The 16,988-nt window shown below is 39.9% G+C and carries 16 protein-coding genes; 8 read left to right on the top strand and 8 right to left on the bottom strand.

Annotated elements, in window-relative coordinates; translation table 11 throughout:
• Positions 1–26: 26 nt before the first annotated feature.
• Entirely contained in the window at positions 27–395 is a 369-nt protein-coding gene (locus tag B4U84_RS07090; RefSeq protein ID WP_131116456.1) for an FHA domain-containing protein, read from the top strand.
• 54 nt (positions 396–449) lie between these two features.
• Complete coding sequence (locus B4U84_RS07095; protein ID WP_131116459.1) at positions 450–1,199, top strand: M50 family metallopeptidase; 750 nt, start codon at positions 450–452, stop codon at positions 1,197–1,199.
• Between the two features lie 32 nt (positions 1,200–1,231).
• Here the strand turns inward: B4U84_RS07095 and B4U84_RS07100 are convergent, their stop codons facing one another.
• Together B4U84_RS07100 and B4U84_RS07105 are read right to left on the bottom strand one after the other, a co-directional pair.
• Positions 1,232–3,031, bottom strand: a complete 1,800-nt coding sequence (locus tag B4U84_RS07100) for a ShlB/FhaC/HecB family hemolysin secretion/activation protein (RefSeq protein ID WP_131116461.1) — start codon at positions 3,029–3,031, stop codon at positions 1,232–1,234.
• Between the two features lie 900 nt (positions 3,032–3,931).
• Entirely contained in the window at positions 3,932–4,360 is a 429-nt protein-coding gene (locus B4U84_RS07105; protein WP_017308877.1) for a hypothetical protein, read from the bottom strand.
• Positions 4,361–4,914: 554 nt separating this feature from the next.
• On the opposite strand from B4U84_RS07105, the gene psaK reads away from it, so the two are divergent.
• The gene (gene psaK / locus B4U84_RS07110) at positions 4,915–5,175 is read left to right on the top strand and encodes a photosystem I reaction center subunit PsaK (RefSeq protein ID WP_017308878.1); all 261 of its coding nucleotides are present in this window, start codon (positions 4,915–4,917) and stop codon (positions 5,173–5,175) included.
• A gap of 143 nt (positions 5,176–5,318) precedes the next feature.
• On the opposite strand, the gene B4U84_RS07115 is transcribed toward psaK, so the two are convergent.
• On the bottom strand, positions 5,319–5,615 hold the full coding sequence (locus B4U84_RS07115) for a hypothetical protein (RefSeq protein ID WP_131118769.1): 297 nt from the start codon (positions 5,613–5,615) through the stop codon (positions 5,319–5,321).
• A 672-nt stretch (positions 5,616–6,287) separates the two neighbouring features.
• Between B4U84_RS07115 and B4U84_RS07120 the strand changes: the two genes are divergently transcribed.
• Positions 6,288–6,626 carry a P-II family nitrogen regulator gene (locus B4U84_RS07120; RefSeq protein ID WP_016858596.1) on the top strand — a complete coding sequence of 113 codons (339 nt, stop codon included), beginning with the start codon at positions 6,288–6,290 and terminating at the stop codon, positions 6,624–6,626.
• Positions 6,627–6,719: 93 nt separating this feature from the next.
• Here B4U84_RS07120 and rdgB read toward each other — a convergent pair whose 3' ends face one another.
• Complete coding sequence (gene rdgB, locus B4U84_RS07125) at positions 6,720–7,298, bottom strand: RdgB/HAM1 family non-canonical purine NTP pyrophosphatase (RefSeq protein ID WP_131116465.1); 579 nt, start codon at positions 7,296–7,298, stop codon at positions 6,720–6,722.
• A 114-nt stretch (positions 7,299–7,412) separates the two neighbouring features.
• Positions 7,413–8,849, bottom strand: a complete 1,437-nt coding sequence (locus tag B4U84_RS07130) for a phosphoglucomutase/phosphomannomutase family protein (RefSeq protein ID WP_131116468.1) — start codon at positions 8,847–8,849, stop codon at positions 7,413–7,415.
• Positions 8,850–9,134: 285 nt separating this feature from the next.
• Here B4U84_RS07130 and arsM point away from each other — a divergent pair, with 285 nt between their 5' ends.
• From arsM to B4U84_RS07150, 4 genes are all read left to right on the top strand, one after another.
• The gene (gene arsM, locus B4U84_RS07135) at positions 9,135–10,103 is read left to right on the top strand and encodes an arsenosugar biosynthesis arsenite methyltransferase ArsM (RefSeq protein WP_131116471.1); all 969 of its coding nucleotides are present in this window, start codon (positions 9,135–9,137) and stop codon (positions 10,101–10,103) included.
• An 89-nt stretch (positions 10,104–10,192) separates the two neighbouring features.
• Positions 10,193–11,179, top strand: coding sequence for an arsenosugar biosynthesis radical SAM (seleno)protein ArsS (gene arsS / locus B4U84_RS07140; protein ID WP_131116474.1), 987 nt, complete (start codon positions 10,193–10,195; stop codon positions 11,177–11,179).
• A gap of 627 nt (positions 11,180–11,806) precedes the next feature.
• Positions 11,807–13,318: a polysaccharide biosynthesis protein gene (locus B4U84_RS07145; protein WP_242677559.1), complete on the top strand. Its 1,512-nt coding sequence runs from the start codon at positions 11,807–11,809 to the stop codon at positions 13,316–13,318.
• Between the two features lie 489 nt (positions 13,319–13,807).
• Positions 13,808–14,095: a hypothetical protein gene (locus tag B4U84_RS07150; protein WP_131116477.1), complete on the top strand. Its 288-nt coding sequence runs from the start codon at positions 13,808–13,810 to the stop codon at positions 14,093–14,095.
• Here the strand turns inward: B4U84_RS07150 and glmS are convergent.
• The 3 genes from glmS to B4U84_RS31125 form a co-directional block, all read right to left on the bottom strand.
• Positions 14,073–15,974: a glutamine--fructose-6-phosphate transaminase (isomerizing) gene (glmS, locus tag B4U84_RS07155; RefSeq protein ID WP_131116480.1), complete on the bottom strand. Its 1,902-nt coding sequence runs from the start codon at positions 15,972–15,974 to the stop codon at positions 14,073–14,075. The genes B4U84_RS07150 and glmS overlap by 23 nt on opposite strands.
• 443 nt (positions 15,975–16,417) lie before the next feature.
• The gene (gene psaC, locus B4U84_RS07160) at positions 16,418–16,663 is read right to left on the bottom strand and encodes a photosystem I iron-sulfur center protein PsaC (RefSeq protein ID WP_016861005.1); all 246 of its coding nucleotides are present in this window, start codon (positions 16,661–16,663) and stop codon (positions 16,418–16,420) included.
• 58 nt (positions 16,664–16,721) lie between these two features.
• Positions 16,722–16,988 (bottom strand): hypothetical protein (locus B4U84_RS31125; protein ID WP_207390905.1); only part of this gene is annotated, 267 nt, incomplete at its 5' end.

The raw sequence follows: 16,988 nt of genomic DNA on the forward strand, positions 1-16,988 counted from the left end.
GTGAGTAATTGATACAAGCCTAGCACGTGATTACACTTATCCTCCTGCACCCACTACAACCCATTCCAGCCCAAAGCTGGACTTTTGCAGACGACGAACCAGCCATTTTTATCGGACGAGCGGCGGATAACCATGTTGTTCTCTATAGTGCTGTGGTTTCCCGCCGCCATATAGAAGTAAAACGAGTGGATAATGGCTGGGAAGTCGCCAATTTAGGTGCTAATGGAACTTATGTAGATGGGCAAGCAATTGTGAGAGTGCCAGTTACCGATGGGCTTATCCTCCGCTTGGCTAGTTCCGGGCCACAAATTAAGATCCGTTTAGAAGTATCAACCGCAGCAACACTTACTGAGTCACAAGTAGTAGTTAATTTCCTACTTTCGCGAAGCAGCTAGGATAGATAAAAAAGCAACTTCTGCTTTTGGGATTACTACCCAAGGAAAAAACCCATGAGGGAATCAAATAAGCAACATCAACCCTTATTAGCTAACGAAGCTCCACCAGAGGTTGAACGCATGGGGCTTACCTGGCTGATCACAGCGGCGATCGCAACAATCATCCTGTGGCAAGTTCCAATCGGTGAGTATATTTTATACCCATTTACGATCCTAGCGACTTGGTTTCATGAAATGAGTCATGGCTTGATGGCTCTAGTTTTGGGGGGAAATTTTCAACAATTACTGATTTTTTCCAATGGGTCTGGGGTCGCATATTATAGCTACAGTGGTAGTTTATTACTAGGTCCTCTTGGTCATGCTCTAGTTGCAGCAGCTGGGCCAATGGGACCACCTATTGCTGGCGCAGCTTTAATCTTGGCTTCCCGTAGTTTCAAAACTGCTTCGTGGAGTTTAAAAATATTAGGTGGTTTTTTAATATTATCAACGGCAATTTGGGTCAGATCTCTATTTGGATTAGTGGCAATTCCCTTATTGGGTTTAATTATTCTAGGTATTGGTTTGAAAGCGCCACGTTGGATACAAGGATTTGCTATACAATTTTTGGGTGTACAAGCATGTGTAAGTACTTATCACCAACTTGACTATTTATTTAGCTACAGTGCAGGGCCTTTAGGGATATCTGATACTGCTCAAATTCAGCAACAATTACTTTTACCTTACTGGTTTTGGGGAGCCTTGATGGCGATCGCATCTTTAATTATTCTTGTCCAGAGTCTCCGCCTTGCCTATCGTAGGGTGTAGGGGTGGGTATGGGGGTGTAGGGGTATCATGGCTCAAAAAGGATTGACAATGATGGAAAAGTACAAACCGTTTTCTTGCCAAGAGTCTTTTTCCTGGGAACTCACTGAAATTAAAGGAATACCCCAATCGAGGCGAGCAGTAAGATTTTTTTCCAGCTGTAGGCGCAGCCCTAATCCTACAGATAGCAAGGTATTGCTATCGAGGTCAACTTCAATGTCCGATCTACTAGAATCATTCCAACCATTACCAAAATCTACAAAGGGAGCCACCTGCAAAAAATTGTTGCGTCCTGAGAAGCGAACAACGGGAATTCGCACTTCCGCAGATGCAAAAATACCGTTATCTGTCAATAAAGCATCTTGACGATAGCCCCGCACAGAATCTAAGCCTCCAATACCAATTTGTTCAAAGGGAACGAGTGGTCTATCTGCTAGTTGTACATCACCTCGTAGCACTAACACAGTATCGCGACCCAATAAGCGCACCCACTGCGCTTGTCCTCTCCAAGTGACAAAACGGCTATCGGGGAAGGTTTCGTTGATGGTGGCGTCAAAAAGATCAAGTCCGACATTTAATTGAGAACGCATAGCAAATACTTGCAGGCTATCACGAGAAACCCATTCTTGAAAAAAGCGCACAGCTGTTACTCGTGTTCTTCCTTCAGCGTCTGTACCTGTCCCTGGGAAAGGAAGTTCGCCATCTAAAAATGTGGCTTTACTACGACGATGACTTGCTGTTATGCCTAAGATAAATTCTTGAGTAGGTTTTTGTAGTATGGGCTGACGCAGTGATACTTCGTAGTAATTAGAGTTTGATTGAATGTCAAGGACATCAAAGGGCCTTTCTATAACTTGATTGTTAGAAAAACCATAGCTAAATGACAAAGTGCCATTGTGGGCGTTAAGGGGCAGTGTATAATTTAAGTCAAAGACATTGCTACCATCTGTATTGGCGTAAGTAGCACTAATGGCATCGCCCCATCCAAACAGATTAGCTTCGTTTACTTGTATTTGCCGACGAAAAGTGCCGACAGCTGGCGATCGCCCATTATCTAAAACTAACTCTACATTAAAAGTATTGGTTTCTGTTATTTTTACTTCCAATAAACTTTGACCAGGACGAGATCCGGCTGACAGTTCTGCTGATAAAGTTTCAATTAAGGGATTAAGTTGTAATAACTGCAATGCTTCTAACAAGCGATCGCGATTTAGTGGTTTTTTTGTAGCAAGAGCCAGACGACTTTGCAAATATTTAGGGTTAAGTTTTTGAATGCCTATAACTTTTATATCTTCTAATTCACCCTCAACAACCTTAATTTCTACTACTCCATTCTGCAATTTTTGCGGAGGAATATAAGCTCCAGATGTAATGTATCCTTTACCGACATAAAATTTAGTAATTTCTGAACGAAGTTGTAAAAGTTGTGCAAAGGTAATAGGAATATTCGTAAAACGTTTAGTAATTTTATCAAAATCTTTAGGACTAAAAACCGTACTACCTGTGATTTTAAACTTTTTGACGATGATAGTTTGAGTAACTTCACCGCTGGGGATTGATTCTGGAATAGGAGTTGTTGTACCAGGGGGTTGCAATAATTCCTCTGGAGGTGGTAGAAATATTGGTGACTGTTCTGGTAAAGGCTGATTTGAGGGAGGTTCACCAGGTTTAGGTCTAAGATTTGGAACTTGAGCAGTTTTATGGTTTGGTATTTGTGTTGTTTGAATAACTTGGGCTTTTAATGGCTTGATTGCCGTTGCACTAAATATTATTACTACACTCAACCAACACCAGTATTTGTAAATGTTTAATTGCAATTGAATTTTACTGGACATGGTACGAGCTATGTGACAGGGTGATGCAAAGAATGAAATAGCCCTGGATATTTTTGGCTTTGTGTTAATTTTTGAGATTGATTATTATTGTCTTAGATATAATTTCATTTTTTCTAACAATATAAATTTATAAAACAATATTTAAACCTAATGTAATTAGGATGAATTAAGTGGATTTGCGTATTTTATAATAAATCAAAATATTTAAAATATTTATTTAATCAACATGATTTTCTATACTAATGATTCATTAGTTTCAAAGCTTAAACTAAAAGTGACTATAGTTGCAAGTACTTACAGAGCATACTACATCAAAAAAAATTGTTGAGCAAATGTAACTAAAATTACTTTTATTTTTACAAGAAAAATTAAGTTTTTCAAAAAAATCAGGTTTTCTAATACTTTTATCCTCAAACAATATTATGTACTTAGTACGTATTCAAACAATTATATAGTCATGATTTTATGACAAAAAACAATACTTCTCTAAGATACTATTTACAAAGTAAACCTTAAAAAAGTGGTGTGGATGCTCCTCCTGCTTTATTGTAGTTGTGTTTTACGCACCATGTTATCGGCGGTGCGTGATAGCGCTCACATTATGTTTTTCGTGAAAAATAAGATTAAAATAGCCGCCTAACACAACACCAGTGCGTTACTTTGGGAACCAAAGTAACGCACTGGCTTCCCCACAGTGATTTTATTTTTACTTTATAAATAACCTCTGATTATGAACCAGTAGAACAATTAGCCAAACAGTTAAAAAAATTGATTTTTGCTGGTTATATATGAGTCTTAGTATAAGTATTCAAAAATTTTTCAATTTATTCAACCAGCTTTTATAGCACGAATTTAAGTTAAAATATTGATATTTTTACATTATTTTTTAATTCATGACAATTAATATCTACTACTAGGTAATAAAATTAAATCAATTGTTTCACCTACTATTAAACCTAATACAGCTAATAAAGTTAAAAACAATAATGCATCTCGTTTGCTAAAGCCAGCAAAACGTAGTTCTATTTCTGCTAAAACTGTAGTTGCTAATGGCGTAACAATAAAAGTAAAAAATAGCGGCAAAATTGCTACTATAATAACCGATGCACTCAAAACCACGATCAGAATTAATACTTGAGAACCATAGTCCAATAAACGGTTTAACCAAGACAGACTCCGCCCAACTAAGGTTAACACCAAAGCAACTACCAATACTCCTACGAGCCAAACAATATGATGAACAGATAAATACCATCCTAAAAAAGCATAAGCCAGCCAGTGTAACACTAGAGTCATCAAAGGAAACTGATGAAAAAATTCAATATTCATAATCTAAGTAGTTAATAAAAATAAATATCAGCTGTAGGGTGCGTTGCGCTGCGCGACAACGCATCTTGAATTCTTGACCGTGCGTTATGCCGTAGGCTAACGCACCCTACATTTAAATTTCTTAACATAGCTATAAATATTAGCGCCAACTTACTTAAGTAGTTAATAAAAATAAATATCAGTGTAGCCGTCATCAATTGCGTACACCAGGGTAAATAAAAATATGACTCTTCCTACACCCCTTTTTTAAGTCAGTTGGACAAAATTAAATTCATTCATAGAGACAGAAAACTCTGGCGTTGCTGAATCAAGGTATGAATTTATAATTCACGCTTTATGTAGAGACGCGAAATTTCACGTCTCTACAAGGATTTCGTATCGAAGACAAATATGTACACAAACATAATTCATGACCAAATTCAGCAACGCCGACTATGAAGTAATTAAAAAAAATGTTAACTATTAATGCAGATTTCAACTTTGGATTGATTTTTTTTGGTAAGAAGTTCACATGGTATTTTTAACACAATCACAATTGTAAGGAGAAAATTCAGTTGCTGACATCTACTTTACTAGCGGCTGCAACCACACCTCTGCAATGGAGTCCAGCTGTTGGGTTGACTATGATTCTCTGCAATATCGTTGCCATCTTGTTTGGTAAATTCACCATCAAGTACCCCAATGCAGAACCGGCTTTGCCTTCAAACCAGTTCTTTGGTGGTTTTGGAGCGCCAGCCTTACTGGCTACTACGGCTTTCGGTCATTTATTGGGAGCAGGTGTAATCTTGGGTTTACACAACCTGGGAAGATTCTAATTTTTGTACCAGAAGCAACACAAGTGATTTGCCGTATTAATATTTGCGGTTAACTACTGGGTTGATGATTTTTTGTCTCCGATTAATAAGTCAGAGAATTCACACTCTCTGACTCTTTTTTTGTGGCGATCGCCGTCAATTTGCTACACTGGCATGGGAGTTTGACCCCGCATTTGCCGTAAAGCATTGATGCAAGATGTGCAATCACAGCCAAATAAATTTATGGCTGTATCGCTTTCTTCTTCAGTGAATCTCATTTCAACTATGTCACTGGGATTGTTATTTTGAGCCAGTTTCATTTCTGGTTTGGGTAGTGCAGCAGGAGTATTACTTACCCGTGCACATACCAAACGGTGAGTTGCAGAGTGAGGAGACTCTATACAAGAAACATGGGTTCGTGTTGAATTCACTGTTTGATTTGCACCTGCTGGTTGGGTCATCATCACCATAGACAGCATAGACGCAAACAATGCGGGGCTAGAAAGCAAGGAGAGAGCTAATTTTCTGTTCATTATTCAACAATTTTGGGGATTAACGAAAGCAGAATAGATAGTATTTTCACATTTGTATGGTTAGTGTTCCGTAAATTCTATATAAAGTTGTGTGATCTGATAACCCAAAGATTACGGAAAAGTGGTTATTGGTCATTGGTACAGACGCGATAAATCGCGTCTGTACAATGGTCATTGGTCATTCGTAAGGGTTTAATGCATGTTTAGTTTTCGTAACTCCTGCTATGTTTATTTCCGCCGACTTACTTATATGAAGCTAAGTTTAAGGGATGGACTAAAATAACAGTTGCCAAGTTCCCAAAATCAGGTATTGAAAGGCGGACATTCATATCTTTATGATTTTGCAACGCCTAAATCCTTCCATGTTCATCAAACAAGTATTTGCTTCTGTCAAATAAGCTACAAAATAGTGATAAATTAAGATGGAACTTTTGCAATTACCGACACGAGCGGATAGTATAAGTGTTCAAGCGGACATGATATTAATTTTTTTGTATGTATCGACACTTTTTGACAATTATCGGTTGCGTTATCAGTTAAAGCTTTGGACAAAGGATCTGGTTATATAGATAGAAGCTACTAAAAAGCAGGAGCAAAACAATGAGAAAAGTAGAAGCTATTATTCGTCCATTTAAGCTTGATGAAGTGAAAATTGCTTTGGTCAATGCTGGTATAGTTGGCATGACCGTTTCTGAAGTTCGAGGATTTGGGCGACAAAAAGGGCAAACAGAACGCTATCGCGGTTCTGAGTATACGGTGGAGTTTTTGCAAAAACTCAAACTAGAAATTGTCGTAGAAGATAACCAGGTAGATATGGTTGTGGATAAGATTATCGCTGCTGCCCGGACAGGTGAAATCGGCGATGGTAAAATATTTATCTCGCCAGTTGAACAAGTTGTGCGGATCAGAACTGGAGAAAAGAATACAGAAGCAGTTTAAGTTTTGTTGGTTGTTAGTGGGTAGAGACGCGAGGAACATCGCGTCTGTACATTAGTGGTTAATAACTAACAACTAACAACTAACACCAAGCAGCTATGATTGCAAATCTGGCAATTTTTGAAGTAAGCTTGCAAAAGCTTTGCCGCGATGGCTGATACTACGCTTCATCTCTGGTGTCATCTCAGCAAAGGTCTTTTGCATTTGGGGGACGTAAAAAATGGGGTCATAGCCAAAACCACCATCGCCACTGGGACTATAGAGAATTTCACCACGACAAATACCTTCTGATTGTAAAACGATCGCACCATCAGGACGAGCGATCGCTACTGAACACACAAATTGGGCTTGGCGCTGCACCTGATTACCTAATTCTTTTAATAATCTAGCAATGCGTTCAGCATCGGTTTTGCCATAACGGGCAGAATACACACCTGGTACACCGTTGAGAACATCTACTTCTAAACCAGAATCATCTGCAATCGCCCAGTTACCTGTGACTTTCGCAACCTGTGATGCTTTCAGACACGCATTTTCCGCAAATGTCTCACCTGTTTCCTCAATTTCCAATTCTTCTGGTTTGAGTTTTAATTCCCAACCAGAATTCGAGAGGTAAGCTTGCATTTCCCGCAATTTACCTGGGTTTCCTGTGGCTACTACAAGTAATTTAGTCATTGGTCAATTGTCATTAGTCAAGGGTCAATGGTTAATTGTCAATGGTCAATTGTCAAGGGTCAATTTGAAATTTTCTGTACTCTTGACGATGGACTCTTGACTATTGACTACTGACTATTCTGCCCACTGTTTTGCCCAAGCTAAGGTTTGATGGACTTGTTCGAGTGTTGAAGCTTCGCAGTAGAGGCGTAAAACGGGTTCTGTACCACTAAAACGAATCATCAACCAACTATCATCAGCGAGACGGAATTTATAACCATCTATTGTTTGGCAATTTGTGACTGCTTTGTCGGCGATTTCTTTTAATGGTTCTGTTTGCAATTGTTGCAAAAGGCGACTCCGTACTTCCATACTTGCTAGGGGTAAGTCAATGCGATCGTATGCTGAACTAAAGCCTGTTTGTTGTTGCAATTGCCGATAATAATCGCTTAAATCTAAGCCAGATTCAACGATCGCTTCGAGTACATACAATGCTGATAACAGTGCATCGCGTTCCGGAATATGGCTACCGTAACCGATCCCTCCTGATTCTTCGCCACCTAGTAACACTTGGGCTGCTAGCATTCTGTCTGCAATGTACTTGTAACCAACAGGTGTTTCAAATACTGACAGTTTGTGTAGTGCTGCGACACGGGGAATTAAGTCAGAACCACTCACGGTTTTGACAATTTCTCCTGTAAAATTGCGTCGCAGGGTCAAGTGATCAATTAAAATCGGGATGAGAATTTGCGAACTCAAAAAATTGCCTGCACCATCTACAGCGGCGATGCGATCGCAATCACCATCAAACACCAACGCCACTGTTAAACCTGTAGGGTTGTGTTCTCGGTGGGTTTTCATTATCCCAAACAGACGGGAAAGGTATTTAGGTAAAGGTTCTGGCGCCCCACCCTCAAAAGTCGGATCGCGATCGCTATTAATTTCCTTAACTGCATCGCCTAGTAGTTTTGCTAGTCCACCAGCCGCAGCACCATGCATGACATCAGCAAATACTGTCAGTTTTCCACTGGCTAGGGCTTCACGAATTTTGCTTATGTCAACTTTACTTTCTAGCTCTTGACAATAGCTTTCCCAGGGATTAAAGTTTTTAATCTTACCGGGAGTAGAGGCAACTGGTACTTCCTCTTCTAAAAGCGCTTCTATTTCTTGGGTTACTTCTGGCGGTACAGAACCACCGAAAGCACTTTTAACTTTTAATCCTAAATATTGCCCTGGATTGTGGCTAGCAGTGATTACTAGCGCTCCCAAAGCATTGTGCTGTTTTGCAGCCCAGCTAAAAGCTGGGGTGGGTGCAAAGCTTTCGCTAAACAAAACATCAAACCCTGCTGCACAGACAACATCAGCAACTTTCTGGGCGAAGTTTTCTGCCATAAAGCGGCGATCATAACCAACTACAATAGTGCGATCGCTGACTTTTTTCCCGTAGGTATTGAATAGTACTTTTGCGGCAACTGGCGCAACTAGGGCTAGACGTTCAAAAGTGAAATCATCGCCAATCACGCCGCGCCAGCCATCGGTACCAAACTTAATTGATTTAGCTGCAACTGGCATTGAGGTATCCCAATTTTTATTTAGGAGGATTGTAACATTTACACCAAACACTCAGTAAAAAAAGACTCAAGTATCAACAGTGTTGTTAAATTAAATTTTTAGGTAGTGCGAAAGCCTAATTAATTCAAATCAAAATAAAAATGACAAGACAAACCAATGATGACAGAAATTTCAGTGAAAGTGTTCCGTAAAGCAACATTACTTTCAGCAAAAACTCATCAAATAGAGTTTCAAATATATTAGGATCACAAAGCTGATTCTAGACACTTGGGATTATTCAACGTCATGACTTATCTCGAAACCGCAGCACAATTTTACAGTCAAGTCGCCCAAACTCCAGAAGTAGGACTTTGTTGTGTGCAAAGTACACCTTTACAACTACCTGGATTAAAAATTCCCCAACCAATGCAGCAGATGAATTATGGTTGTGGTACAACTGTTCATGCAGCAGAACTGGCAAACCAGCCTACTGTGCTATATGTCGGTGTTGGTGGTGGCTTAGAAGCCTTACAATTTGCCTATTTTTCCCGACGTTCTGGTGCTGTGATTGCTGTTGATCCGGTTGCAGAAATGCGCCAAGCTGCTACACGTAACCTGGAAATAGCTGCTACAGAAAACCCCTGGTTTGATCCTAACTTCGTAGAAATTCGTGCTGGAGATGCTTTTAACTTACCTGTTGCTGATGCTTCTGTAGATGTTGTCGCCCAAAATTGCCTTTTTAATATTTTTGAACCAGAAGATTTAACCCGCGCCTTGCAAGAAGCATATCGGGTATTAAAACCAGGTGGGCGTTTGCAGATGAGTGACCCGATTGCAACTCGTCCCATCCCACCACATTTACAACAAGATGAGCGTTTACGGGCGATGTGTTTATCTGGCGCCCTCACTTATGCAGAATATATTAAACGCATCATCAATGCTGGTTTTGGTCAAGTAGAAATTCGCAGTCGTCGTCCTTATCGTTTGCTAGATTGTCAAACTTATAATTTGTCAGAACCATTACTTTTAGAAAGCCTTGATTCAGTATCTTTTAAAGTGCCGATTCCTGAAGATGGAGCTTGTATTTTTACTGGCAAAACAGCAATTTATGCAGGCTCAGAACAATTTTTTGATGATGGCGTAGGTCATATTTTACAACGTGGTCTTCCAGCAGTAGTATGTGATAAAACTGCCACAAAACTTGCTGGTTCTATGCCAGAAGAAATAATTATTACTGATTCCACATGGTATTATGACGGCGGTGGTTGCTGTTAAATAATAGCTTTGAAAAGGATTTATTGAACCGCAGAGGCGCTGAGAACACAGAGACTTGAATCACGAAAAATAACAAATATTTAATAATTATGATTCAAACATCTATAACACCTTTCAAACAAAAACTTTCTTCACCTTTAACCAAGCAACAAATTACTGTTTTACAAATTAACTTAGGAAAGCGCTGTAATCTGGCTTGTAACCATTGTCATGTAGAAGCAGGACCAAAACGTACAGAAGAACTTTCTCCTGAAATCTGCCAGCAATTGATTGAAATTATTCGCAGATTTTCCCAGATTAAAATTGTTGATTTGACTGGGGGAGCGCCAGAAATGAATTATGGATTTAAGCTATTATTAGAAGCAGCAAAATTAGCAAATAAAGAGGTAATAGTTAGGTCTAATTTAACTATTTATTTTGAAGAGGGATTTGGTGATTTACCAGAATATTTTGCTCAAAATCAAGTAAGAGTAGTTGCTTCTTTACCCTGCTATTTAGCAGATAATGTTGATAAAATGCGTGGTGATGGTGTGTATGATGGTTCTATCAAAGCGCTGCAATGGCTGAATAAACTTGGTTATGGCAAAGAACCAAATTTAATTTTAGATTTGGTGTATAATCCTCAGTTAGCTTCCAGTGAAACATTTTCCTTGACTCCAGATCAAGTCAAGTTAGAAAAAGATTATAAAGTATTTTTAGAAGAAAATTTTGGGATTAAATTTAACAATCTCTTCACTATTACTAACTTACCAGTAGGCAGAACTAAACTACATTTAGAACGAAAGAAATTATATGCACCTTATTTGCAGTTTTTAGAGTCAAATTTCAACCCCAACACTGTAGAAAATTTGATGTGCCGTGATCAATTGTCTGTTGATTATCTCGGTAATGTGTATGATTGCGATTTTAACCAGATGATGAATTTACCAGCAAAAACTCGCGATGGTGAAAATTTGACAATATCCAAGTTACTAGCAGCTGGTAGCTTAGATTTGATTGATGAAATCCAAACTGCGGCCTATTGCTACGGTTGTACTGCTGGTTGTGGTTCTAGCTGTGGCGGTGCTTTGGTGTGAGACTCTCACGCGCATACGCTTTCCCGCATACCGCCAGATCTTAATGAGGTGCTATCAATAAAAAACCTCCTGCTTGTACAGGAGGGAAGATAAGCGTCTTGAAATTTAATTAGTTCATATTTCAATAATGAGTTGATAAAGCAAAAATAAGAAAAATCTAAGCGTTTTCCCCGGTTGTGTTGCCTATGCTCTATGAAAAGTCAAAATGTGGGATTATTCGCTATTTTTGCCACAATATTGACTCATAAAATTCCTGAGCATTGAGCCAACATTCCATAACTCAAACAAAGTAATAATTGATTCTCTACTTTACCAAACTCATATTATTTTGACGCACTACCTACTTTAATATTGTCAGTAGTAATTCATCTTTAGTCTGAGGTGTTTGCGAGCATGGCTTAACAGAATCAGCAGCTACGCTCTCACAAATTTTTCACAAGTAAATTTAGAAGATTTTTCAAGCAAAAAGAGTTTGAAAAATAATATTAACTGACAAGTGGAGTCAAGAAATTGAAACCTAAGTTTGACTCGTTAGTAGTGCATTGTACTAACAAAGCTGAAATCATTAGAGGCATACAGCAATTAGTTCCACCTGGGTCAAGCGCTCCAGAAGATCCTAGAGTGCTTGTGACCTTGCAGACCCTGACAGCAGAGCTGATTCAAGCATACATTGGAGAAGGCAAATTGCAAGCAGATCCTTTTGCCGACGTACACAATCGCAGGATTCACTTGTATCAAGCCGAAGTTAGCAAACAACTTCAAGGAAAAGTAGTGCTTGTGACTGGAGGTGAGGGTTGTGTCGGTAGCCATTTAGTCAAGAAACTTGTCGAGCTTGGTGTACGACGTGTGGTTTCAGTGGATAAAGCACGATGTTCTAACTCTTTAAAGCCGAAACCGATTGCAAAACAGAAAGCATCACTCACACTATATGCAGCTGATGTCCGTAATTACGATGCTCTCGCATATATATTTGGTGTCGAGAAGCCGGATATCGTCTTCCACCTAGCTGCACAACGCCTACCTTGGCTCGCTGAGATTCAAATTCGAGAAACGGTTACGACTGGTATCTTCGGTACACAAAATATCATTCAACTTTGTGAAAGTTATGGAGTGCAGCAATGCATTTTCTCCTCAACGGGCAAGGCGTCCAGGTATTTCACAACTGAAGTTTATGCAGCCTCGAAGAAATTCTGTGAGTGGCAATTTGCCCAAGCAGCCTCTGAAGGTAAAGTCACTTATGGAATGGTACGCTTTACTCATATGCTGGAAAACAGCTCGTTTTGTCAGCAAATAGACGATAAAATCCAGCAAAATAAAATTGTCAATGTTCATGCTCCAGATCGTTATGTAACAGCTCAAAATGTTAGCGAAGCTGTACACCTGTTACTGAATGCAATCGTGTTATCTCAACCTGGGAGCCTGCGATTTCTTACAGTACGTAGTCTAGGCTGGCCTACAGAAACTTTAGAAGTGGCACTATATAAAATACTTCAGTCTGGTAAACAGCTTCCAATTTATTTTCAAGGGCTAATACCAGGATATAAAGAGCATTTCTTTCTTGGTCATATTGATTGGAGTAAACCAACAGAAATTAATCTCCTAGCTAATGTGCTAGAGCCACAATTGATCGACAGTTATGAAGATATGTTTATTGGAGAAATGGCACAGTTTTCTCCACAACCACTGGCTAAATATTTAGCAGTTTTACAAACCTTGATAGATGTGCCTCTTTTACCAGAAATTCAAATAAAACAGTGTCTGGGAAAAGCAGTACGGGAGGTTGCTAGTTCCATTTTTTCCCAAGCATCTCCACAAACACTGTTGAAAATTTTAAAGTGGGGAGTTGATTCAAAATCTTTGTCAGCGGAAGGAATTTCTATACATGTCTATCGAGACATTCTGGAACTATTAGTTCAAGGTTTGTATGGAAGACTAAACAAAGAGATTTTGATCAATGCCCAAATGACTCCGAATAAATTTTATGAGTTAACTCAAATCCTGGCAAACTTATCTTCTATCCCAGAAGAGATTGCGTATCTACAGGCAGTGTCCCGAAATGCGAGAGATTTTGATGGGAGCAAAACCAGCAGTAACGCACCTTCTTTCCTACCTAAGTGCTGGCAAAGTAGGCGAAAATAAGGTAAGTAAGTCGGCAGGAATAAACGTAACTATATTACAGAAAGTAAATAACCCTAAAATCCTTACCAATGACCAATGACGACCCCAACGAGTTAGCTTTATTTGTGCCGACTTACTTAATTACAAAAATCTTGTTACAAAAACTGTTACGAGTGTGTTGGGATTAGTAATCATCGTTATTATGGGATCTAGTTAAGCTCCTCACACCACATTAAAAGCCGTAAAACAATTGTTTTGCGGCTTTTTTATTTATTTGTTATACGACTTTTTTATTGTTGTACAAACCTTTGAAAAGGGCGATCGCTTTTGCCGTAGGTCGAATTGAGGCAAGGAAATCCATCATATGACTTGCTCCCACACAATTTCAAAGTACCTCAACACAAGTTTGAAGTACCTCATACCATTTCACGAAAACCCTGATACAAATACAGATCCTGTAGAGACGCGAAATTTCGCGTCTCTACAAGATTCATATGTATCGCTATTAACGTGAAATGGTATCAACACAAGTTTGAAGTACCTCAACACGAGTTTGAAGTACCTCAACACGAGTTTGAAGTACCTCAACACGAGTTTGAAGTACCTCAACACGAGTTTGAAGTACCTCAAACTCTCGAAAAAGCTCTATGTCGAATTGCAGGAAAACCCTACCCTAGACTTTGGCAATGGATTGAGTTTGACAAATTGTTGAACGAATTATTTATTGTTCAACCGAATTATTCCTCCACAAAAAGAAGTCTAGTATTTTTTTATACTATTCAACTGTTACTGATTTAGCTAGGTTCCGGGGCTGATCGACATCTAAACCACGACGAGCGGCGATATGATAAGCCAGTAGTTGTAAGGGGATTACTGTCAGGATGGGAGAAAGTAATTCATCCACCAAAGAGACAGGAACTAAATCATTAAAGATTTCTGCTGCTTCTCCATCTTTAACTGAGGTAACACCAATTAAGCGAGAATCACGAGCTTTTGCTTCTTGGGCGTTAGAGATCACTTTTTCATATACATTACCAGGCATAGCGATCGCCACTACTGGTACTTTGGCATCCAATAAAGCAATAGGGCCATGCTTCATTTCTCCGGCTGGATAGCCCTCAGCATGAATATAACTGATTTCTTTTAACTTCAATGCCCCTTCCAAAGCAATGGGGAAGTTTATTCCCCTACCCAAAAAGATAAAATCTGTGGTTTCAGCAAATTCATGTGCTAATTGTTCGGTTAATTTTTCCTGACTTTCCAAAGTTGCTTCCATTTCTTTGGGAATCTGGCGTAACCCTTTGAGAATATCTTCTAGGTTTTCCAGGGGAAGTGTTTGACGACTATAAGCTAAATCCAAGGCTAAAGCATAAAACGCCATCAATTGAGCAATAAAAGTTTTTGTCGCTGCTACGCCAATTTCAATCCCAGCGAGGGTATTAATGATATGAGAAACCATGTGTCCTAGACTACTTTCAGGACGATTGGTGATGCCTAAAAGTCGCGCTTGATACTTTGGTTCTCTACCCTGGCGGCGTTCCTGTTCCATTGCTAGCGCTGCTAGTGTATCAGCAGTTTCGCCTGATTGAGTCACACCAATGGTCAGTGTATTAGGTGTCAGGGGTGAGGGAGCGTAGCGAAACTCAGAGGCATAATGTACTTGGGTGGGAATTTGTGCTAGTTGTTCGAGTAAATATTTACCGATTAAAGCAGCGTGCCAACTAGTACCACAAGCTACAATGTGAATTTGTTGTATATCTGCGTAAAATTCACTTGGTAAACCAATATTGATGGGAGAATTACTACTATTTGCTGGATGCCAATCGGTGTTAAAGTATGCTTCTAAACAAGCCCTTACAACTCCTGGTTGCTCGTAGATTTCTTTGAGCATGAAGTGTTTGAATCCTTGTTTTTCTACCATCATCGGATTCAAACTGAGTAGTCGGGGGTGTTTCTTCAGCCTTTGGCCAGCAAAGTTATAAATTTCTACACCCAAAGGAGTCAGACGTGCTAATTCACCATTTTCTAGGGGTAGCACCGCCTTGGTATGGGAAATAATCGCGGGAGTATCGGAGGCGCAAAAAAACTCTCCTTGGCCAAAACCAATGACTATCGGTGCTTGTTGACGAACCACAATTAATTCATCGGGATAGTCAGCACTTATAATAGCGATCGCAAACGCACCTTGTAATTCATTAACAGTTTTTCGTACAGCCTCCAAGAACAGAGAATCTGAATTAGTCTGTCCGCAAGCAATTTCTTCCTTGAGAAATTGAGCAATGAGGTGGGGAATTACTTCGACATCGGTATCGGAACGAAACTCGTATCCTTGCTGTTTGAGTTCCTCACGCAACTTAGAGTAGTTTTCAATAATTCCATTTACTACTACCGCTATCCGCATTGCTGTATCCATGTGCGGATGAGCATTATACTCTTCTGGCTTTCCGTGAGTAGCCCAGCGAGTATGACCAATACCAATTTGGGCAGGAGTTTGTAAATTTTCTAACTTGGAACGTAGGTTAGATAGTTTGCCTTTAGCTCGGACACAGTTAACCTCTCCTTCCCAAATCGTTGCCACTCCAGCAGAGTCATAACCTCGATACTCTAGTTTTTCCAGCCCAGATAAGAGAATTTCTGTCGCCGTTTGAGTCCCTACATAACCGACGATACCACACATTACTCACACCACTACAATTTTCAGGATGATTAAATTCCAGTATAGATGCTAAGTAAAAGATAGAGGGGAATAGGGGAGACAAGGGAGACAAGGGAGACAAGGGGGAATTATTTTAAGTCTCTTCCCAATGCACAATCCCCCATTCCCTTTGCTTGTTGACCGTTCCCCTTTTCCCAATGACGAATGACTATTGTACAGACGCGTAGACGCTCGTAAGAGCGGCTTCAAGGTAAGAGTATCATCGCGTCTACCAATGACTAAATGCTAAGATTTTTTAATTTTTATAAAAAACGATACATTTATAGGGTAGACATTTGTCACCAATCTGACTAGAGAGGCGATTAATGTCTACCCTACCTTGTAAAAAAAGTTTGCTAATTAAAAAGTGACTGCTCCCACACCGACCCGTCCCAATCGGGTATGGTGTGGGCTTTTTCTAGCTTTTAGTAAGCCAGACCCATGCTACGAGTTGTTTCAGCTCCCAGATATACCCGGATGCTCAAGAAGTCAGTGGGGCAAGCAGTTTCACAACGCTTGCAACCAACACAGTCTTCTGTGCGGGGGGAAGAAGCTATTTGATTAGCTCTACAACCATCCCAGGGAACCATTTCCAATACGTCTGTGGGGCAAGCGCGGACGCACTGGGTGCAGCCAATGCAGGTATCGTAAATTTTTACGGTATGAGACATTAAAAAACTCCTAAATGAAGTGTTCTTCTCCGCGAAAGAATCATAATCAAGGCTTAGTTTACCGCAGTGACTCATCTGTCGTAATCAAAAGGCTACATAACTTTAAACAACGTAATAGGATTGGGGATTGGGGATCGGGGATCGGGGATTGGGGATCGGGGATCGGGGACAAGGACGACAAGGGAGTGTGGGGAGTAATGTAGAGACGCGATTCATCGCGTCTGGGAGTGTGGGGAGAATAACCAATGCCCAATGCCCAATGCCCAATGCCCAATGCCCAATGCCCAATGCCCAATCCCCGCTCCCCAATCCCCAATCCCCAATC

Source organism: Westiellopsis prolifica IICB1 (genome assembly GCF_004323185.1).
Classification (GTDB): domain Bacteria; phylum Cyanobacteriota; class Cyanobacteriia; order Cyanobacteriales; family Nostocaceae; genus Pelatocladus; species Pelatocladus prolificus_A.